The sequence below is a fragment of the Mycobacterium stomatepiae genome (assembly GCF_010731715.1).
GTDB classification, from domain to species: Bacteria; Actinomycetota; Actinomycetes; order Mycobacteriales; family Mycobacteriaceae; genus Mycobacterium; species Mycobacterium stomatepiae.
In genome coordinates this window covers 796,947-815,751 of sequence record NZ_AP022587.1, presented here as the reverse complement: position 1 = coordinate 815,751, position 18,805 = coordinate 796,947, and the positions used below count along the sequence as shown (strand labels likewise).

The 18,805-nt window shown below is 65.2% G+C and carries 18 protein-coding genes and 5 pseudogenes; 12 read left to right on the top strand and 11 right to left on the bottom strand.

Going from position 1 to position 18,805, the window contains the following annotated elements; all coding sequences use genetic code 11:
- Nucleotides 1–2: 2 nt before the first annotated feature.
- The 6 genes and pseudogenes from G6N54_RS04010 to G6N54_RS03985 form a co-directional block, all read right to left on the bottom strand.
- Nucleotides 3–1,535 (bottom strand): annotated as a pseudogene (locus G6N54_RS04010) (acyl-CoA synthetase).
- Nucleotides 1,536–1,543: 8 nt separating this feature from the next.
- Nucleotides 1,544–2,416, bottom strand: coding sequence for an enoyl-CoA hydratase-related protein (locus G6N54_RS04005; RefSeq protein WP_163788668.1), 873 nt, complete (start codon nt 2,414–2,416; stop codon nt 1,544–1,546).
- A 17-nt stretch (nt 2,417–2,433) separates the two neighbouring features.
- The gene (locus G6N54_RS04000; protein WP_163788667.1) at nt 2,434–2,670 is read right to left on the bottom strand and encodes a lipoyl domain-containing protein; all 237 of its coding nucleotides are present in this window, start codon (nt 2,668–2,670) and stop codon (nt 2,434–2,436) included.
- Nucleotides 2,663–3,657, bottom strand: a pseudogene (locus G6N54_RS03995) (alpha-ketoacid dehydrogenase subunit beta). Before G6N54_RS03995 ends, G6N54_RS04000 begins: the two are co-directional and overlap by 8 nt.
- A gap of 20 nt (nt 3,658–3,677) precedes the next feature.
- Nucleotides 3,678–4,611, bottom strand: a pseudogene (locus G6N54_RS03990) (thiamine pyrophosphate-dependent dehydrogenase E1 component subunit alpha).
- Nucleotides 4,596–5,459: a mycofactocin-coupled SDR family oxidoreductase gene (locus tag G6N54_RS03985; protein ID WP_163788666.1), complete on the bottom strand. Its 864-nt coding sequence runs from the start codon at nt 5,457–5,459 to the stop codon at nt 4,596–4,598. Before G6N54_RS03985 ends, G6N54_RS03990 begins: the two are co-directional and overlap by 16 nt.
- A gap of 141 nt (nt 5,460–5,600) precedes the next feature.
- On the opposite strand from G6N54_RS03985, the pseudogene G6N54_RS03980 reads away from it, so the two are divergent.
- Both G6N54_RS03980 and G6N54_RS03975 read left to right on the top strand, forming a co-directional pair.
- A pseudogene (locus G6N54_RS03980) lies at nt 5,601–6,821 on the top strand (CaiB/BaiF CoA transferase family protein).
- A gap of 246 nt (nt 6,822–7,067) precedes the next feature.
- On the top strand, nt 7,068–7,355 hold the full coding sequence (locus tag G6N54_RS03975) for an ANTAR domain-containing protein (RefSeq protein WP_163788665.1): 288 nt from the start codon (nt 7,068–7,070) through the stop codon (nt 7,353–7,355).
- A gap of 127 nt (nt 7,356–7,482) precedes the next feature.
- On the opposite strand, the gene G6N54_RS03970 is transcribed toward G6N54_RS03975, so the two are convergent.
- The gene (locus G6N54_RS03970) at nt 7,483–7,977 is read right to left on the bottom strand and encodes a MarR family winged helix-turn-helix transcriptional regulator (RefSeq protein WP_232073725.1); all 495 of its coding nucleotides are present in this window, start codon (nt 7,975–7,977) and stop codon (nt 7,483–7,485) included.
- Nucleotides 7,978–8,357: 380 nt separating this feature from the next.
- On the opposite strand from G6N54_RS03970, the gene G6N54_RS03965 reads away from it, so the two are divergent.
- Genes G6N54_RS03965 through G6N54_RS03945 form a run of 5 tightly spaced genes read left to right on the top strand, consistent with a single transcriptional unit; the run spans nt 8,358 to nt 11,770 of the window.
- Nucleotides 8,358–9,845, top strand: a complete 1,488-nt coding sequence (locus G6N54_RS03965; RefSeq protein WP_163788664.1) for a ferritin family protein — start codon at nt 8,358–8,360, stop codon at nt 9,843–9,845.
- A gap of 10 nt (nt 9,846–9,855) precedes the next feature.
- Complete coding sequence (locus G6N54_RS03960) at nt 9,856–10,104, top strand: toluene-4-monooxygenase system B family protein (protein ID WP_163788663.1); 249 nt, start codon at nt 9,856–9,858, stop codon at nt 10,102–10,104.
- Nucleotides 10,097–10,450, top strand: a complete 354-nt coding sequence (locus G6N54_RS03955; protein ID WP_179969162.1) for a Rieske 2Fe-2S domain-containing protein — start codon at nt 10,097–10,099, stop codon at nt 10,448–10,450. The genes G6N54_RS03960 and G6N54_RS03955 overlap by 8 nt, the downstream gene beginning before the upstream one ends.
- Nucleotides 10,447–10,758 carry an MmoB/DmpM family protein gene (locus G6N54_RS03950; RefSeq protein ID WP_163794499.1) on the top strand — a complete coding sequence of 104 codons (312 nt, stop codon included), beginning with the start codon at nt 10,447–10,449 and terminating at the stop codon, nt 10,756–10,758. The genes G6N54_RS03955 and G6N54_RS03950 overlap by 4 nt, the downstream gene beginning before the upstream one ends.
- A gap of 4 nt (nt 10,759–10,762) precedes the next feature.
- Complete coding sequence (locus G6N54_RS03945; protein ID WP_163788662.1) at nt 10,763–11,770, top strand: aromatic/alkene monooxygenase hydroxylase subunit beta; 1,008 nt, start codon at nt 10,763–10,765, stop codon at nt 11,768–11,770.
- 57 nt (nt 11,771–11,827) lie between these two features.
- Here the strand turns inward: G6N54_RS03945 and G6N54_RS03940 are convergent, their stop codons facing one another.
- A complete protein-coding gene (locus tag G6N54_RS03940; RefSeq protein WP_163788661.1) occupies nt 11,828–12,574 on the bottom strand; it encodes an IclR family transcriptional regulator in 747 nt (248 codons plus the stop codon).
- Between the two features lie 65 nt (nt 12,575–12,639).
- Here G6N54_RS03940 and G6N54_RS03935 point away from each other — a divergent pair.
- Nucleotides 12,640–13,318 (top strand): annotated as a pseudogene (locus tag G6N54_RS03935) (FAD-binding protein).
- Complete coding sequence (locus tag G6N54_RS03930; protein ID WP_163788660.1) at nt 13,318–14,139, top strand: DAPG hydrolase family protein; 822 nt, start codon at nt 13,318–13,320, stop codon at nt 14,137–14,139. Before G6N54_RS03935 ends, G6N54_RS03930 begins: the two are co-directional and overlap by 1 nt.
- A gap of 21 nt (nt 14,140–14,160) precedes the next feature.
- Here the strand turns inward: G6N54_RS03930 and G6N54_RS03925 are convergent, their stop codons facing one another.
- Nucleotides 14,161–15,966: a DUF4407 domain-containing protein gene (locus G6N54_RS03925; protein ID WP_163788659.1), complete on the bottom strand. Its 1,806-nt coding sequence runs from the start codon at nt 15,964–15,966 to the stop codon at nt 14,161–14,163.
- 174 nt (nt 15,967–16,140) lie between these two features.
- Here G6N54_RS03925 and G6N54_RS03920 point away from each other — a divergent pair, with 174 nt between their 5' ends.
- From G6N54_RS03920 to G6N54_RS03910, 3 genes are all read left to right on the top strand, one after another.
- Nucleotides 16,141–16,698, top strand: a complete 558-nt coding sequence (locus tag G6N54_RS03920; RefSeq protein WP_163788658.1) for a hypothetical protein — start codon at nt 16,141–16,143, stop codon at nt 16,696–16,698.
- A gap of 258 nt (nt 16,699–16,956) precedes the next feature.
- Nucleotides 16,957–17,370, top strand: a complete 414-nt coding sequence (locus G6N54_RS03915; protein WP_163788657.1) for a hypothetical protein — start codon at nt 16,957–16,959, stop codon at nt 17,368–17,370.
- 156 nt (nt 17,371–17,526) lie between these two features.
- Nucleotides 17,527–17,955, top strand: coding sequence for a type II toxin-antitoxin system Rv0910 family toxin (locus G6N54_RS03910; protein WP_163788656.1), 429 nt, complete (start codon nt 17,527–17,529; stop codon nt 17,953–17,955).
- A 9-nt stretch (nt 17,956–17,964) separates the two neighbouring features.
- Here G6N54_RS03910 and G6N54_RS03905 read toward each other — a convergent pair whose 3' ends face one another.
- Complete coding sequence (locus tag G6N54_RS03905; RefSeq protein WP_163788655.1) at nt 17,965–18,207, bottom strand: LapA family protein; 243 nt, start codon at nt 18,205–18,207, stop codon at nt 17,965–17,967.
- A 123-nt stretch (nt 18,208–18,330) separates the two neighbouring features.
- Nucleotides 18,331–18,801, bottom strand: coding sequence for a nuclear transport factor 2 family protein (locus G6N54_RS03900; RefSeq protein ID WP_163788654.1), 471 nt, complete (start codon nt 18,799–18,801; stop codon nt 18,331–18,333).
- Between the last annotated feature and the right edge of the window lie 4 nt (nt 18,802–18,805).

Here is an 18,805-nt window from a genome sequence, read left to right as displayed (position 1 = left end):
CGTCACATGATCCGTGATGCCCGCCCCTGCCAGTACCGCTCGCGAATACGCCTCTTGTACAGCTTCCCGTTTGGATCGCGAGGCAATTGCGGGTCGAATTCGACTGTGCGCGGGCACTTGTAGCCGGCCAGGTGGGCCCGGCAGTAGGCGATCAGCTCGGCCTCGAGGTCGGGCCCGGCCGAGATGCCCGCGACCGGTTGCACGACCGCCTTGACCTCCTCGCCGAACTCGTCGTTGGGCACGCCGAAGACCGCGGCATCGACCAGTTTGGGATGCATGACCAGGAGGTTCTCCGCCTACTGCGGATAGATGTTCACCCCGCCGGAAACGATCATGAACGTCGACCGATCGGTGAGGTACAGGTAGCCGTCCTCGTCGACGTATCCCATGTCCCCCAGGGAGCGCCAACCGCGGTCGTTGTACACCGACGCGGTCTTGGCGGGATCCTTGAAATACTCGAAATCGGGTCCACCCTCGAAGTAAAGCTCTCCGGCCCGGCCGATGGGAAGCTCCTGTCCGTCGTCGCCGACCACGTGAACCGGGGCCATCGGTATGCCCACCGAGCCGGGGTGGGCGAGCCACTCTTCGGGGCCGATCACCGTACCGGCGAATCCCTCTGTGCCGCCGTAGTATTCGTGGATGATAGGCCCGAACCAGTCCATCATCTGGTGCTTGACGTCGACCGGGCAGGGGGCGGCCGCGTGGATCACACAGCGCAGGCTGGAGACGTCGTAGCTGCGCCGCACCGCCTCGGGCAGCTTCAGCATGCGCACGAACATCGTCGGAACGAATTGGGCGTGCGTCACGCGGTGAGTGTCGATCAGCCTCAGCACGGTCTCGGTGTCGAACTTGCGCATCATGATCGACGCGGCGCCGACGCGGTTGACCGCCATCGTGTAGTTCACCCCGGCCGCGTGATACCGCGGTGCGGGGGACAAGTACACGCTCGACGAGCTCATGCCGTAGCGGCGGGTCAGCGCCATTTCGAGCACCGACTGGGCCCAGGAGCCGTTGCCGTCGATGGGCAGCGGCCGGCGGACCGCCTTGGGTCGTCCGGTGGTGCCCGAGGAGTAGAGCATCTCGGATCCATCCGAGGCCGGCGGCGCGTCGCCCGCCGCGGCCAGGGTGTCCTCGTATCGGGCAAAACCGGGCAGCAGCCCGCCCACGCCGATGTGGACGCCGACGGCCGTGTTCACTTCGCGCACCTGAGCGGCGATATCGGGCATCGACGCGTCGACGAACACCGCCTTGGCATCGGAGTCGCCGATCACGTAGGCGACCTCGTCGGGGGTGAAATGGGTGTTGACCGCGGTGTAGAACAGACCGGAAAGCTGGCAGCCCCAGGTGATTTCGAAGAATTCCGGACGGTTCGCCAACACCAGGGCGACACCGTCGCCGCGGCGCAGACCCGCATCGTGCAGCGCCGCGGCGACGCGTTGGCTCCGCTCATACAGCTCGCCGAACGAGATCGCGCTGCCATCGGCGATCAGCGCCGGTGACTGTGCGATCGCGATCGCGTGATCGGCGATGTTCACCAGCGGACCTACGTCGCTGCGGCGCCGTCGGTTTGGGCGGCGGCCGCGGCTTGGCGCCGGGCGTGCTCGGACGGCAGCACCTTGTCCTTGAACACGGTCTGAATCAGCTGCTGCACGTCCTTGCTGATCGAGGCCAGGGCGACGAGATCGTTGGAGCTCTGCCAGTGCACCCGCATGCCCATTAGCTCCCAGGCCCGCTTGAGGTTGGCCTTGGTGAGCATCAGGGTGGTCAACGGTGCCTGGGCGATGTGGCGGGCGATCGCGTCCACGCGGGCGTCCAGGTCATCCCGCTTGACGACCTCGTTGACGAGGCCGACCTCCAGCGCCTTCTTGGCGTCGATCACCTCGGCGGTGAACAGGTAGTACGCGGCGCGGCGCCAGTTCATGAACACCCAAGGCTCGATCGAACATTCACCCGAGGGCATCCCGAATCCCTGCAGGGGCGGATAGGAGAAGTAGGCGTCGTCGGCCGCGATGACGATGTCGGTGGTCAGGCCCATGTGGGTGCCCCCGCCCACGCAGTAGCCGTGTACCTGGGCGATGGTGGGCTTGGAGAACTCCCATAGGTTCAGGGTCGGCTTGACGAACAGATCCGACTGCGCCTTCCACGGGTGGCCCGTCACCATCGCGTTCTCCACGAAGGACGGATAGTCGACGGCGTTGTTGCCGATCGCGTGCCCGGAGCAGAAGCCCTTGCCGTTGGCCTTGAGCACCAAAACCTTGATGTCGTAGTCGCGGTCGGCGTCGGCCAGCGCGGCATCGACTTCCTCGGCCAGTTTCTGGTCTTGGGCGTTGGCCTTCTCTGGCCAGTTCAGGGTGATCTTCGCGATCGGACCGTCTTTCTGGTAGATGATGCGCTCGCGAGTCTCGTTGAGGTCCACTTTTGCCCTTTCGCCAGTTATGAAGTGATGAAGCCGATTTCGGCGCCGATTTCATAGATGGTTCCGACCTGGCCCGTCCACCGCACGGTGCCGGATGCTCCGGCTTCGATTTCCTGTTCCACCTTCTCGGTGGCGATCACGTAGATCGGGGTGCCCGCCTCGACGTGCTCGCCGGCGTCGACGAGCAACCCGGTGAGCTCTGCTTCGGCCACCGCGTCCGACACCCGGGGGATGCGAATAACGAAGTCAGCCATGCACATTCGCCTTTGCCAAGGTGCGTCCCAAGGTGCGAAGCGCGGCATAGGCGACGCGGGCAGGTGACGGGTACACCTGCGCCTCGAGCGCGGCGGCAGCCGGGTTGGGCACGAACCGGGCGCCCACCCGCTCGACCGGCGCGGCGAGTTCGCCGAACAACTCCGATCCCGCGATCGCGGCGATCTCTGCACCGGGTCCGGCGAATTGCACTGCGTCATGTACGATTACGGCTCGGCGAGTACGCCGTACGGACGCGACGATGGTCTCGACGTCCAGCGGCACCAGGGTGCGCAGGTCGACGACTTCGGCGCTGATCCTCTGTTCGGCCAGGGTGGCCGCCGCCGCGAGGGCGTCGTGCACACTGCGTCCGTAGCTGATCAGGCTCACGTCGGTGCCGGGACGCTTGATATCGGCCTGGCCGAGGGGAATCGAGAATCCGGGGTCGACGGGAACCGGGCCCTTCTTGCTTTGCAGCCGGATCGTCTCGACGAACAGGCACGGGTCTTCGTCGAAGATCGCCGCTGTCAGTAGGCCTTTGCCGTCGCGCGGGGTGGACGGCACGATCACCTTCATCCCAGGGATGTGCATGAACCACGCCTCCAGGCTCTGCGAATGCGTGGCCCCGGTGGCCAGCCCGGCGTACACCTGAGTGCGGATCGTGATCGGCGCGGTTGTCCGGCCGGCGGTCATGAATCGCAGCTTGGCGGCGTTGTTGATCAGCTGGTCGGCGGCGATGCCGATGAAGTCCATGATCATGATCTCTGCCACCGGCAGCAGACCGTCGATCGCCGCGCCGATCGCCGCACCGACGATCGCGGCCTCCGAGATCGGCGTGTCCAGCACCCGGTCGTGGCCGTACTTCGTCGACAACCCGCCGTCGGTCCCGATGCGCCCGGATCGGCGATGTCCTCGCCCAGGAGGAAGACTCGGTCGTCGGACTGCAGTGCCTGATCCAGCGCGAGGTTCAGCGCCTCGCGCATCGTCATTTCTTTTTCGATCCATGTCGTTACACCGGGAATTTGATCGGGGTGGCGTACACGTCCTGGTCGAGTTCGGCCGCCGACGGTGATTCCGCGGCGATCACGGTCCGCAGGGCGAATTCCACCGCGGCCGCCGCGTCGTGATCGATGCGCGCGAGTTCGCGTTCGTCGCAGATGCCGGCGTCGGCAAGATGTCGGCGGAAGCGCGGCAGCGGGTCGGCGGCCAGTGCGGCTTCGAGTTGTTCGGAGGGGATGTAGGGCATCCGGTCGCCGAAAATAGTGGCCGCGGAAACGGAACGTCACGCACTCGACGAAGGTGGGGCCCGCGCCGTCGCGGGCCCGCCGAAGTGCCTCGTCGAGCGCGGCTTTCACCGGCAGCGGGTCGTTGCCGTCGACCCGGACGCCCGGCATCCCGTATCCGGCGGCCCGGTCGGCAACCCGTTCGAGCTTCATCGTGTCGTGGGTCGGCGTCATCTCGGCGTAGAGGTTGTTCTGGCAGACGAATACCATAGGCAAGTCCCAGAGCGCGGCCATGTTCGCTGCCTCGTGGAAGGAGCCGGTGTTGGTGGCGCCGTCGCCGAAGCTGACCACCGTGACGCGATCGAGTCCCTTGCGCTTGGCGGCCATCGCCAGTCCCACCGCCACCGGTGGCCCGGCGCCGACGATTCCGGTCGAAAGCATCACGCCCACCTCGGGTTTGGCGATGTGCATGGTGCCACCCTTGCCGATCAGATCGTGTAGCCCGCGGTAGGTGGTCACCAGCTGGTCGTCGGGTCGCGGCGCCACACCCATTGCCGCGGCGATCGCCTCCTGTCCGCGCGACGGCCAGTACACACACATGAACTCGCCGGTGCCGATGCCCTTGGACAGCCGGTCGTCGGCCGCCTTCATCAACACCATCAGCGCATAGAGCTTGCGCTCGACATCTGCTGCGGCGGTTGGCATCACGCGCCCGACCATGGCTTGACCTTGAGGAAGCCGCCGCCGTCGACGCGCAGCTGCTGTCCGGTGATGTAGCGCGCGGCGTCGGAGGCGAGGAACAGCACCGCCTCGCTGATGTCCTCGGGTTCGACGTAGGGGATCGGCATCGCCTGGACGAACGGGAAGATCGGCTCGGCATCCTCGCGGGTCGGCTCCTTCAAGTCGGGCCGGAACGCCCGGTACATCGGTGGGCTGTGCAACATGTCGGTGTTGACGTTGGTCGGATGCACCGCGTTCATCCGGATGGAAAACGGGGCCAGCGTCCGGGCGAAGTCGTTAACATAGTGTCCTGCGGCAAGTTTCGCGAAGGCATACCCGGCCCCGCCGGGGCCGCCGTCGATGCCGGTGGTGTTCATCGACGACATGAATGCCGCGTTGGAACCGATCACGATGATCGACGCGCCGGCTTGCAGGTGTTTGAGGCTGGCGTGCACGAGGTTGAGCACGCCGACCAGATCCACGTCCACGGCGTCGGCGAACGCCTTCGGCGGCAGACCCGCGGTGAGCGGGCAGATACCCGCGTTGGCGACCACGATATCGAGGTGCCCGAGTTCGGCGACACCCTCGTCGATCGCGGCCGATAGCGCTATCCGATCGCGTACATCGGCGATGGCGGTGACGGCGCGCTGCCCTTCCTTTTCGACCAGCCGCGCGGTTTCGTCCAGGTCCTCCGGGCGGGCCAGCGGGTATTCATTGGTGTCGATGTCCGCGCAGAGATCGACCGCGATGATGTCGGCTCCCTCGGCGGCCAGCATCCGCGCGTGCGACCGCCCCTGACCCCGTGCGGCGCCGCTGATCACGGCTACCTTGCCCGCTACTCTGCCCATCGCTCACCCTTCGTCCCGGTGCTTGTCGCCATCGGTGTGTCAGGGGGCCACTCGCGTGGCTGTAGCCGGGCTATCAATATCCCTTAGAGTAACTAGAATATCTAAAATAGTAAGGACAGGCCCGGACCGAGGGGGTTGACGATGTCAGGTGTTCTTGACGGCGTGCGGGTCGTCGAATTGGCGTCATGGACATACGTCCCGTCGGCCGGCGCCGCGCTGGCGGATTGGGGCGCGGACGTCATCAAGGTGGAGGGCGTGGCGTTCGGTGATCCGGGCCGGGCCCTGGTCGTCGGCGGCTTCACCCGCGAGGCGGCCCGACCGGACGCCGACTTCCTCCTGGAGCTGGGCAACCGTGGCAAGCGCAGCATCGCGATCGACATCAAATCCGAAACGGGTCGGGAATTGTTCGGCCGCCTGTTGGCCACCGCGGACGTGTTCCTGACGAACTGGCTGCCCGGCGCGCTGCAGCGGGCCCGGCTGACCGTCGACGACATTCGCGCGTTCAACCCGAGGATCATCATCGCTCGCGGCACCGGTCTGGGGGTGCGCGGCCCGGACCGCGATCGAGGCGGCTTCGACGCGGCCACCTACCTGGCTCGCGGCGGGGTTGCCTACACGCTGACCCCGTTCGGCACCGACACGCCCGCGGTGCAGGGGCCCGGTTTCGGCGACCTGTAGGGCGGGGCCACGCTGGCCGGGGGTGTGTGCGCGGCGCTGTTCCACCGGGAACGGACCGGCGAGCCGACGATCGTCGACTCCTCTCTGCTGGCCCAGGCGATGTGGTCGATCGCGCCGTCGATCTGCGCCGCCGACTTCTTTGATATCGACGGCATTCCGGGGGCGCCGCCCGGATTGGCCATCAATCCGCTGGTGAATCGCTACAAAACCATGGACGGCAGGTGGATCCAGCTGGTCTTCCTGCAACCCGACAAATTCTGGGCCGGCTTCTGTGAGCGGATGGGCATGCCGGAGTTAGCCACCGACGAGCGCTTCGTGCCGTCGAGCAACCTGATCGCGAACGCGGCCGCCGCGACCGAGATCTTCGCGAAAACGTTTGCCGGCCAAGACCTCGCGCACTGGCGGAAGGTGCTCGAAAGTGAACCGGGAGTGTGGGGCGCACTGGCCACGCCCCGGGAGACGCTCAACGATCCGCAAGTCGAACCCAACGGCTACGTCGTCAAGAACGTCGACGATTACGGTGAGGAATACCGAATCGTGGTCGCGCCGGTTCAATTCAACGAGACTCCGCCACTTCCGGCGCGCGCTCCAGAACATGGACAACACACCGAGGAGATTTTGCTCGAGCTCGGCGTCGAGTGGGACGACATCGCCAAGGCCAAGGACCTCAACTCGATCCTGTAGGCAGGTGTCGCCGCTAAAATATGAGCTGCGTTACACGCCAGCCCGATTCGCGCCGAATTTGGTATCGACACGGTCACAAGCACGTATCGATGTCTACCGCGCTATGGCATAACGACGCCGTTCCACAAATCATGGCACAGTGCGCTTTTGAGAATCACGATGGCGAGTCATGCGTTCTCGCACGGATTCTCGTTCGTTATGCGGAGTAGCGGATTTCGTTGGGGCGCAACAGGAGGTATGCAGAGCATGGCGAACTGGGTTCCCGCACAGACTTCGGGCGGTCCGAACTCCAGCCGCATTCTCGACACTGCGCGGGGGATCATCATCGGGCTTCGCCGGTGCCGCTCGGAGACGGCCTTCGACGAACTGCACACGGCGGGATTGCGGCACAAGGTTCCGGTATTCGCGATGGCATGGGCGCTGGTACACCTCGCAGGCGAGGGCGAAAAGACATCCAGTTTCATCGAGGCACAGTCGGCTGCACGCCACGAGTGGGGCCAACTGTTCCGGGGAGCGGCAGCACTGAGCTGCTGAGAAGTGGTCACGAACTTGGCGCGGCCGGGGTCCCTGGGGGGTACACCGGCCGTGCCAACCACAGCAACAAGCCACCGACTAAACCCGCTGGATTGCCGCTCGAGAGCCGGCGATACATCTGCCGGCCTTAACGGCTCGGGATAGCGACGTGGTCGACACAGTCGACGCACAGCTCGTTGACCGGCAGGGGAGTGTCGTAGAACTTGCACCAGTAGTTGCGGTGTTGTGCGTCCAGGATTTCCAGCTGGACGCACGTGCTGCAGGCCCGGCTGACCGGAACCAGGTCGGCGTCGTGCAGTTTCCCGAGCAGCTTTATCAGTGTGTCCAATAGTGCTTCGACGTCGGCGCGTTCGAGTCGCGACGCTGCGACCTCGGCCGGCGCCGTCCACCGGGCCACCGTCGCGGCAGTCCGGCGGCCCAACGGTGTCAGGACCAGCTGCTGACTGCGACCGTCGCGGGGATCACGGCGGCGCTCCACCAATTTCTTGCGCAGCAGTGCGGCGACGGCATCGCTCACGGTGGGATCAGCGACGTTGAGTTCGCGGGCCAGCGCGGTGCCACGTGGCGTCGGTGGCGGCCCAACATAAAGCCATCCGAGTACTCGTAGCTGCGTGGTGGACAGGTCGTGCCGCTCCGCGGCCCGTCTCGCCAGGACATGCAGTGCATCGCCGACGCGGTCGAGCGCGGCAATGACCTTGGAATCGAGACTGGGGTGGCGTTCCCCGTCGTGCTTCAGGAGACGGCCCCGGCCCGAGCGCCGGCCGGCGCTGTCTCGGTGAGGGGATCGACGCGGTGCACCGGATCATGCATGCGGCCGGTTCCTCCTTGAGTTCGTTGCTGAGTACTTATGGCACATGGTTGCCGGTCGGGCCGCCAAACATCACCGGTACGAATCAGGGTGAGCAGATATGTAGGACTCCTTTGCATCGTAGCTACGATTTACCAGGTATCGACAGCCCGACGCACTGCCGCACCGGCCTACCCCCAAACAAGGACTTGCCGATGCCCAAACTATTGCGCAACGACTGGTATGACCTGGCGCGAGACACCAACTGGACCTTCCGCTACGTGACCGAGCAGGAGGTGTTTCCCGAAGGCCTCTCGGGAACCCACCGGGTGCCCGCGGAGGGTTGGCTGAAATGGGACGAGCCCTACAAGATCAGTTATCGCGAGTACGTGCACAACCAGGTCACGAAAGACACCACCACATATTCGCTGAAAAACACCGTCAGCCGTTCCAAGCTGTTCGACACGCTCGATCCCGGATGGAAATCGGTGTTCGTTGCCCACTACGGCGCGATCACTATGCCCGAATATCTCGCCTCGATCGCCGAGGCCCGAATGGGACGGTTCGGCCGCGCCGCGGCTTGGCGCAATACCGCCACGTTCGGCACCCTTGACGAGGTCCGGCACGGCCAGATTCAGGCGTTCTTTCCCTACGGATTACTGGATAAGGAGCCGCGCGGAGACTGGGCGCTCAAGGCCTTTCACACCAACGACTGGATCATCCTGGCTGTGCGCTACCTGTTCGACGACATGTTCGTCGCCAACGACGCCGCGTCGATCGCGCTGCAGTTGACCTTCACCCTCGAAACCGGGTTCACCAACCTGCAATTCCTCGGCATGGCCGCCGATGCGATCGACGTGGGCGACCTGGAGTTCGGCGCCCTGATCTCGTCGATCCAAACCGATGAAGCCAGACACGCCCAACAGGGCGAGCCCACGATCAAAGTTCTCATCGAGAACGGCGAAAAGGAATGGGGTCAGTTCCTGATCGACCACATGTTCTGGCGCTCATGGCGAATCTTTGCGCTGCTCACCGGATTGTCGATGGATTACTACACGCCGCTGGAAAGCCGCCGGATGTCGTTCAAGGAATTCATCGAAGACTGGGTGGTCAAGCAGTTCGCGGACCAATTCCGCGATTTCGGCCTGGACTACCCCTGGTACTGGGAGGAGTTCATTAACGAGCTGACCTGGTACCACCACGCCATTCACCTGGGGGTGTGGTACTACCGCCCGACGGTGTGGTGGAACCCGGACGCCGGTGTCTCGGAGGCCGAACGACTCTGGCTGGAGGAGAAATACCCCGGCTGGAACCGCGATTTCGGCCGGAACTGGGACGTCATCACCGAGAATGTCCGCAACGGAGACATCGCGGCGACGCTGCCCGAGACGTTGCCGATCACCTGCAACCTGTGCCAATTGCCGGTGGTTCGTTCGGCGGGAGTCACCCGTGGCGCGCATGCCGACGCCGCGCCACTGACGCACGTCCATAACGGGCGCAAGTACCTGTTCTGCTCCGAGCCGTGCCGGTGGATCTTCGTGCAACGGCCCGACCGGTTCGCCGGGCACCAGTCGCTGATCGATCGCGTGCTCTCCGGCGAGATCAGCCCACCCGACCTCGCCACGGTGCTGCAGTACATGGGTCTGTCACCCGAAGAACAGGGCCACGACGCCGACAACTACGCCTGGGCGCAGGAACGCTGAGGAGGCAGAGGTGTCGCTACTTCCTTTGACCGCGCTATTCGCGGGCGACGTACTCGAGCTGTTGATCCCGGTGGACGACGGCGACACAGTCGAACAGGTCGGCAAACAAGTCGCCCACCATGTGGTGGGGCGCCGCGTCGCTCGACGCGACGCTCCCATTCGGGTCCGCCACGACGGACGGATCCTGGCCCCGGAAGCCATCATTGGCGCCTCGGGTGTGCAGCCGCTGGACCATCTCGAGGTCTTCTACGGTGACTGACGGCGCGCCTGGCCGGGCAGCCGACTGGAAAGTCGTGGCGACCATCGACGACCTCTGGGAGGGGGATGTCGGCGAGTTCTACGCCGACGGTCTGCCAATCCTCTTGGTGCACTTGCGCAGCGGTGAAATACGCGCATTCGCCGGTGCCTGCCCGCATGCGGGGTTCCCGCTGGCCGACGGCGACGTCGACGGCGGAGTGCTGACTTGCTCGGCGCACAGCTGGGAATTCGACCTCGACACCGGCGCGGGGCTCAATCCGGACAACTGCCAGCTGATGCGCTACCAGGTTCGCCGCGATGGCGACCTCATCGCGGTGGCGGTACCTCAGAACGGAGTAAAAACATAACATCGTCGATCGAAGAGCGCAAGCTTGTCGGACCCATTGTGCGAGGTTTCGACCCCGACATCGTCGTGGCTCTAACGGAGGCGATCGAGCTCGACAACCCCGGAGCCGAGATTGTCATCGAAGACCATGCCGGCTACGTGCGTATCCACGCCGCGTGGTTTCTCAAAGTCACCCGTGCAAGTTTGGAATCGGTTGCTGGACAACCAATTCCACTGGCATCACTAGAGCCCGCCATCGCAGGATTTGCCGGGCGGATGCGATATGTCGGCGATGACGAACTGCATTGGTACCTGGAACGGAAGGACTGAGCATATGACCACCGCGGCACCGCGACGACTCAAGACCTGGAGCATTGCCGGAGACGCCCGGCGCAGGCCCACCGAATATGAAGTCGTCACGGGCGGCTTTCACTATCACTTCAACCGCAAGCCCGCGCCGTTCGATCTGGATCCCAATACGGCGATCAACCGCTGGTACCTCGAACACCGTGAAGGGTCCGCGCTGCAGGCCGATGACTGGGAAGGTTTTCGTGACCCGGCCGCACTGAACTACCGGCGATACATCGCACTACAGCACGACCGCGAGATCTACGCCGAGGGACTGGTCGACCACTACGAAGCGCTCGATCACGACCAACACCTCGAGCCCGAATGGGTCGCGGTGCTCGAGCGTCTCTATGTTCCCGCCCGGTTCGCCTTTCACGTTCTGCAGATAACCGGCCTTTATCTCGGCCAGCTCGCGCCTAGCGCCGATATCACCAATGCGGCGTTCTTTCAGGCCGCCCACGAGTTGCGTGCGTTGCAGTGGATCGCCTATCGGGCCAAGTCATTATCGTTGACTCATGGCGCACAGCTGGCCAATTCCGAAGCGACACGGCGCATTTGGGAACTCGATGAGGCCTGGCAGCCGGCACGGGAAGCGTTGGAACGGTTGCTGCTGGCCTACGACTGGGGTGAGGCGTTCACCGCATTGAACCTGGTGATCAAGCCGACCCTTGACGCCCTGTTCAAGGAGTCGCTGGCCGAGTTGGCGGCGGAGCACGGTGACGGGCTGACGGCGGCGCTGTTGCAGGAATCTCGGGTGGACAGCGTGCGCAGTCAAGCCTGGTCTGCCGAGCTGGCCCGCTACAGCGTCACCGTCAATGCCGCCAACCACGATGTCCTGGCCGGCTGGCAGGCCAAATGGCAACCGCTGGCCGACCGCGCGGCCGACGGGCTCGCCGCAATCTTTGCCGCGGCACCACATCCGAGCGACCCCGTCGCCATCCGTGCGCAGGTCACGGCGTCGGTGTCGAGGTTCCAGTCCTCCTTGCAGCGATAAACGCCGAGGGCGTGCGCATCGGCGCGTAGCGAACTTTCACCGCTGCTTCACGATTCGTCAACGAGTCCACGCCGGTGAATCGGTCGCCGTGCGCAATGCTGCGATGATGCGCTCCTCTTTCTCCAGGAAGCGCTCGGTCGGTGCCGGCACCGAGATGGCGACGACGTTGTCGCCCGCGGTCCGTCGCGCGATCGCGGCTGCCGAAATCCCGGGGGTGTGTTCCCCGCGGTCGAAAGCGATCCCGGTGCGCCGGATCTCGGCGGTCTCGCGGCGCAACCGGTCGGTCACCGGGGGACCGAACCGGGAAATTACGGCCTCGGCGTCCGCCTCGTTCAGTGCTGCCAGCGCCGCCTTGCCGTTGGCGGTCACCTCCAGCGGGAATCGGACACCGACTGCGGACACCGCGCGGAGCCGGTGCGACGATTCGATCTGGTCGACAAACCACATTCGCTGGCCACGCAACACGGACAAGTCGACCGTTTCGCCGTCGGTCGCGCGCGCCACCCGTTCGATCGTCGGACGGAAGATCGCCGAGACGTGTGCTCCGGCGGCACTGCCAAAACCCAGCAAGCGCTCGCCGAGCGAGAAATGGCCCTGCGCATCCACACCGGCCAGCCCGACCTCCACCAAGCCGACCAGCAGGCGTCGCGCCGTTGATTTGGCCAGTCCGAGTCGCTCTCCCAGGTCGACCAGTCGAAGCTGGCCCGGCTCGGCGGCGATCTCGTCCAATGCGGCGGCGGCACGCCGCAGCACCTGGATTCCTTCGTCGCGATTCGTGGGCGCTGTGGGTTCCGTGGGCGGCACTCCTCCACTATAGTGTTCCGCATTCCGGATTAATAAGAACCGCACTATGGATCAGAGGAGCTCAGATGAGTGCGCTACCTACCGGGCGGCACTTCTTTCGCGGCCACGAGGGATACGAGGCCGCCAGGAGCGGAACCGTGTGGCATGCACGGGTGCCCGAGCGCTACCCCGAGGTGATCGTGCAGGCCGTGGACGCCGACGACATCGTCGCGGGCCTCCGCTATGCCAAGGCCAATGGCCACAAGGTCAGCATCGTCTCGGGTGGGCACAGCTTCGCCGCCAGTCATCTCCGCGATGGTGCCGTGCTACTCGACGTCAGCCGCCTCAACCACGCCACCATCGACACCGAGAAGAGCCTTGCCGTCGTCGGCGCCGGCCGACGCCCTACTTCCGGGCATTCGGAACATTCTCGACACCATGCCTCCCCATCCAGCGCACTTCCTCTGGCTGAACTGGGGGCCGGTACCCCCTCGTCAGGACATGGCGTACAGCGTCGAAGACGACATCTACCTGGCGCTCTACGGCTCGTGGAAAGACCCGGCCGACGAAGCGAAGTACGGCGACTGGGCGCAGTCCAACATGGCGGCGATGTCACACCTGGCGTCCGGAATTCAGCTGGCCGACGAAAACCTCGGCCGGCGCCCGGCTCGATTCGCCAGCGACAAAGCCATGGCCCGCCTCGATAAGGTGCGGGCCGACTATGACCCGGATGGTCTGTTCAACGCGTGGATGGGACGACTCTGATGGCCGACGATCTGTACCTCGGATATCGCAGCGACGACGTCAACACGCCGTTCGGTAAATTCTTTAATCCCGAAATGGCCGCGTTGCCAACACATGTCGTCCAAGCGCTGCAGCATGGCCCGCAAGGTGGGATGGCGCTGGTGGCGTTCGAAGCCGCCGCGACCGTCGCCGAGGCAGGCTATCAGCAGACCGAGAACGGCTACGGAGTTCTCGACGACGGCAGCTATCAGGTGTCGGTGCGCACCGACATGCCCGGCGTGACGCCGACGATGTGGTCCTGGTGGTTCGGCTGGCATGGCAGCGACACCCGCCGCTACAAGCTGTGGCACCCGCGGGCGCACCTGTCCGCGGCGTGGAAGGACGGCTTGCACGACGATCAAGACACCGGCCGCCGAGGCGCCCAGCGCTACATCGGCCGCTGGTCGCTGATCAGCGAATACATCGGCTCGACCATGCTCAATGGTGCAATCCAATTCGTCGACCCGGCGACGATGAACTGTCCACCCGACAGCGCGGATGCGGTAGCGATCTGCGCCCGGCTTGGCGCCAGTGACGCCCCGGTAGACGTCGGATGGTTCATCCATCACGTCCGCTCGACGCCGAACGGATCCGAAATGCGGTCCCGCTTTTGGATGGGCGGCCCACACATCGCCGTTCGCAACGCTCCCGGTGTCGCCTCGATGGCCGTGCGCCCCATCGCGTCTCGCATCCTCGGCAACCCTGAGGCCAACGCCCGGAATCTGCTCGTGCACTGCGCGCAGGAGATGAACCACCTGGCCAGCTTCCTACCGGAGCTCTACGCCGCCTTCGGCGACGAGTGACGGCATGGCTGAACCCGCAGGCTATTTCCCGGGCGGAAGCTGGCGGGGACCGTCGGGCGGGCGAAGCTGGCGCGGGCCCTCGCGTCCCGTCAACTCCTGCGTGCGATCGCTGTCCGCCGGCCCGAGCGGTAGGTCGTCGGCGTCTTTGACCGAGAGTCGCAACGAGGAGCGCCGTTCCAGTCGCTGCGCGGGGTGCTCGTCGGTCTCGTGCTGCTCGCGCGAGGAGGTGATCCGCCCGCTGCGCGCCTCAGTGGGCGTCGACGACCGCGACGATTGCTCGCCGGCCTCGGAACTCTCGGCGTCGAACGTGACCTTGCGCGTGCGCCTGAGTGCGAACGTGATCTCCTCGACCTCTTCGAACACGTGGCGCGCGGTGCGCAGTGGTGCGGTCGTGTTATCGATGGCCCGCGCGACGAATGGCGGCACCAGAGGGCGAATCCAGCGGGCGGCGGCCCTGGTCGCATCGGGCAGCGACGGGATCGACGGCGCGGCGCGCTCGTCGTGCGGTTCACCGCCACCGGCCGGTTCGACCGGCGCCGGGAGATTCTGCGCCTCCTGCGGTGTCTCGGAATCCGGTGCACCGGAAGGCAATTCGGCGATAGCCCGACTGGCTGCCTCGGCCGCGGCAGCGATCGGCAGGTAGACATCTTCCTGCACCGGCTCGAAGGTCCGCACCGACGCCGCAGGCTGCGTACCCTCGATGGCTGCGGTAACGCGACGGCGTTGCTGCTCACGGTCGATTTCGGTTTGGGCCTCGATGGCAAGTCGGGCCTGGGTGAGTTGGTGCTCGGCCCATAGGATTTCGGCTTCGCGGCGAACTTCGGCCCGCTTGATCGCGATCGCGGTGTCCGCTTCGAGTTCGGCGCGCTCACGCTCGGCGCGTGCGCTCGCGTGGCGATCGTGGGTGGTCTCGCCCCGCCACAGCCGCAGGATCAAGGGAAGCAAGTAGACCAACACGAAGAACGCGATCGTCAGCAGCCGCAACGTCAGCGCGCCGACGCTGGCGAGGGTGAGGTCGTTCATCGCCATCCAGCGGGCACCGAGGCCGCCCGGTCCGGCATCGGCGAGCACGCGCTGGCGGGCAGCGCTGACGGCCCGCTCTTCGCGGGAAATCGTCGCGTCCAATTCGGGTGCCTGGCGGTCGCGAGCCGCCAACGCACCGTCGAGCTCTCGCTGCGCATCGGCGAGAAGCTGGTTGGCGGTTCGGGTTTCGGGCCCGGTACCGGGATCGCCGGTGATGCGGGTCTGTGGGCACGCCGGGCTGGGGTGGTATTCGCAACGGGCAACGACCAGGGCGTTGTCCTGGTCGTTGCGGGCCTGGGTGACCGCGTCGTCGAGCCCGCCGCGCGCGGTACGCGTCTGACGCAGTGTCGCCGACGCCTGTGCGACCGCGGGCGCTGAATCGGCCGTCGCCAGCGCGCGATCCTCGAGACCGTGATCGATCGAGTGGGCAAACACGACGAGAGCGGCGAGTTCGCCGACGACGACGCCGACTGCCACCGCGACGACGACGCGCCCCGCGATGCCGGGCCAACCCCGGTGGGGGCCGCTCGCGATGCCGCGCGTCACCGCCCCGACCAGCAGACCGAAGGCCAGCGTCACCGCGAGGACGGCGATCAGCGGCCAGCGGGCCGACGCGTTGACCGCCAACGCCGCTACCAGCCAGGCCAGCGCCGCTCCGAGCAGCACCACTGCGCCCGCGACGGCGTGGGTGGACCGCTCGTGACGTTCCCCTAGTTCGCGCCAGTGTCCCCCGCCAAGCCAGGCGAGTATCCCCGCGACCCGGGAGACGGCTGAGCGCGGCTCAATTGGTTCGTGGGCGCCCATCAGACTCAAACACCTCCGCCGTCCAGCGTCCCAGGCCGTCGGGCGACACACCGAATCGAAGCGCCGACGTGTGGCGTTGTTCACAACGCCCCACGGTAAGGGCGGAGGTGAAATTCCTGCGACGCGGGCAGATCAGCGAAGCTTCGGACAAGTGACGTGAGACGGTATAAACCTATGCAAAGCCACGACTACGTCACCTACGAAGAATTTGGACGCAGATTCTTCGAGGTCGCCGTCACTCCCGAGCGGGTCGCCGCCGCATTCGCCGATATCGCCGGCAACGAATTCGCAATGGAGCCGATTGCTCAAGGACCCGGCGGGATTGCCAAGGTCAGCGCGAACGTCAAAATCGAAGACCCCCGCGTCACACGACGTTTGGGGGACAGCATCACGTTCATCATTCACATTCCGCTGTCGATTGATCTGCTGCTGGATTTACGGCTCGACAAGCAGCGGTTTGTCGTCTCCGGAGATATCGCTTTGCGCGCAACGGCCCGCGCCGCCGAGCCGCTGGTCCTGATTGTCGACGTCGCGAAACCCCGGCCCTCCGATATCACCGTCAACGTGTCGTCGAAGTCGTTCCGTGGCGAGATCCTACGAATCCTGGCCGGTGTCGACGGTGAGATTCGCCGATTCATAGCCCAATACGTCGCCGACGAAATCGACGCGCCCCAAGCGCAGGCCGCGCAAATCGTCGATGTGGCGGAGAAACTGAACGAGGCCTGGCCGTAGTCGACGGCCTTTGGCCTTAGTGGGCCGAAATGCGTTGAACGACAAGCTCGCAGCGGCGGCTGGAGTTGCTCTCCCGCCGCGCGGCTGCTGGGCGTCCCGATCCGGCTGTCCGGTAATGGCTGAACCACAGCACAGGCAAACGAAATTATCCGCCAAAAGCAGACCGGCGAATTAGTCACACCGCCAAGAGTGGTGGGCTAGTCTACGGCCGTGCGATACCCGTTTCAGCCCATTGGTTCGATTACATAGGAGGTTCACATGACCCATCGGTGGTTACTCGCGGCAACGCTGATCGCGGGACTGGCGATATCGGGCTGTTCATCCGGCAGCAAAACGACGACTCCGTCCGGCTCCAGCACAAAGAGCTCCTCCTCCGCGTCCGCCGCGTCGACGTCCTCGTCGAGTGAAACCACCGAGGCGGCACCCACTACCACGCTGGATATCAGCCAATGCGTCGACGTCACCGGCGCGAACGCCGACCTGTTGACCGCATCGGACAATGCTGCCGCTCGCAAAGCCGCCGACACCCTCGAGAAGTACGACCCGCCGAGCAAGGTCAAGGATGCAATCGAACACTTCGTCACCACTGGCGGTGCGCACTTCGACGACCCGGACTACACCAAAAACAACAAACTCGTCAGCGACTGGGTGAAAGGCGTCTGCCCGACATAATTATTGGCGTCAGTCCATCAGTGGCAAATTGCTTCCAGGGTCGATAGCGGCTCCCGGAGGCGTGCCGGTGACAGCAGCCGCAGCCCGCGAGTTTTACGGTCCACCGGGTGCGGGTATGTAGCCCAAACGGCACGGCCTCGTGAGGAGCGACAAACCTTGGCACAAGTGGATGTTTCGACGACATCGGATCTCGACCCGGGCGCCGCCTGGAAACTGGCCTCCGATCTGGCTCGTTTCCACGAATGGATGACGATCTTCGCCGGTTGGCGCGGCGAGCTCCCGGCCACGATCGACAAGGGCACCCAGGTCTCGTCGTGCATCAAGGTGAAGGGCTTTCGTAACGTCGTGCACTGGACGGTGACCCGTTACGACGAACCCAATTCGATTGAGCTGCAAGGCCGCGGCCGCGGTGGTATCCGGATCACGGTGGCAATGGCGGTGACCGACATGCACCCGGGATCGACGTTCGATCTGACCGCCATGCTCAGCGGGGGAGTGCTCAGCGGACCGGTCGGCCATGTCGTGGCCAGAGTGCTGCGTGCTGACGTACGCAAGTCGGTGGAAAACCTCGCCGCCATGCAATAAGCCGCCCGATTACCGGTGGCGGATGAACCACTCCCGCTCGGCCTGGCGGATTCGCCTGCGGTCCATGGCAAGCCAGTCCAGACCCGCCCCGAGAGCCATCAACCCGACGATCGCGGCGGTGACGCCGGCACCTGCCTGCCCCAGCGCGAAATTGGTGACACACACCACCAGCGCGAGCACGGCTGCCCCGACAACAAGCAATCCAGGTGTTCGCACCGAATCCTGCGGGCGTTCATCGCTGTTGTGCCTCATCAGCACCTCCACTGCTGTCATCACCGTCCGACCGCGTCAGCTGAGCTTTCTGGGTACCTACCCGAAACGCCGCGTGGCCAAACGACTTCGGTGCGCAGACCCGCATTTCCGAGATGAACGCACTCAGTCCGGATCCCACGACAACAACCGACGTGCCGGCCGCGTTTCGATGGCATTGACGGTCAACGATCGGCGCGTGATCCGCCACCCGACGTCCGTCGATTCGTACTCGTCGTCGTAGCGCAGATGCCAAACTGCGTCGAGCACTTCATCGTCACGCGGCGTCCAGTGATGCGCGACGCACGCGATGCGCCCGCGCGCGGTGCCCGGCCGCGGCCCGTCGTCGTACACCTCACCAACGATCGCGTGCTCGGTGCGTGCGACCGCGGCCACCGCTGCGACCGCCGTCGCGATGGCCGGCCGGCCGCGATGCGAATGAATCGGCGTCAGGGTCGTCGGCGGCTCGGGCACCGTCAGCTCGGCTTCTGTCGTGAAAAGTGCTGCCACAGCGTCGAATTGACGGTCGTCCACGCCGGCGGCATAACGGTGGACCACGTCGCTGAGTGCGGATCGGTCGTTCGCCGAGAGGGGCATGGGA

Bases quoted from the DNA above. Each gene is read 5' to 3' on its own strand.
- G6N54_RS03920 (WP_163788658.1), top strand. From the start codon at position 16,141: ATGCAAAGCCACGACTACGTCACCTACGAAGAATTTGGACGCAGATTC.
- G6N54_RS03965 (WP_163788664.1), top strand. From the start codon at position 8,358: ATGCCCAAACTATTGCGCAACGACTGGTATGACCTGGCGCGAGACACC.
- G6N54_RS03945 (WP_163788662.1), top strand. From the start codon at position 10,763: ATGACCACCGCGGCACCGCGACGACTCAAGACCTGGAGCATTGCCGGA.
- G6N54_RS03925 (WP_163788659.1), bottom strand. From the start codon at position 15,966: ATGGGCGCCCACGAACCAATTGAGCCGCGCTCAGCCGTCTCCCGGGTC.
- G6N54_RS04000 (WP_163788667.1), bottom strand. From the start codon at position 2,670: ATGGCTGACTTCGTTATTCGCATCCCCCGGGTGTCGGACGCGGTGGCC.
- G6N54_RS03975 (WP_163788665.1), top strand. From the start codon at position 7,068: ATGGCGAACTGGGTTCCCGCACAGACTTCGGGCGGTCCGAACTCCAGC.
- G6N54_RS03905 (WP_163788655.1), bottom strand. From the start codon at position 18,207: ATGAGGCACAACAGCGATGAACGCCCGCAGGATTCGGTGCGAACACCT.
- G6N54_RS03930 (WP_163788660.1), top strand. From the start codon at position 13,318: ATGGCCGACGATCTGTACCTCGGATATCGCAGCGACGACGTCAACACG.
- G6N54_RS03900 (WP_163788654.1), bottom strand. From the start codon at position 18,801: ATGCCCCTCTCGGCGAACGACCGATCCGCACTCAGCGACGTGGTCCAC.
- G6N54_RS03985 (WP_163788666.1), bottom strand. From the start codon at position 5,459: ATGGGCAGAGTAGCGGGCAAGGTAGCCGTGATCAGCGGCGCCGCACGG.
- G6N54_RS03915 (WP_163788657.1), top strand. From the start codon at position 16,957: ATGACCCATCGGTGGTTACTCGCGGCAACGCTGATCGCGGGACTGGCG.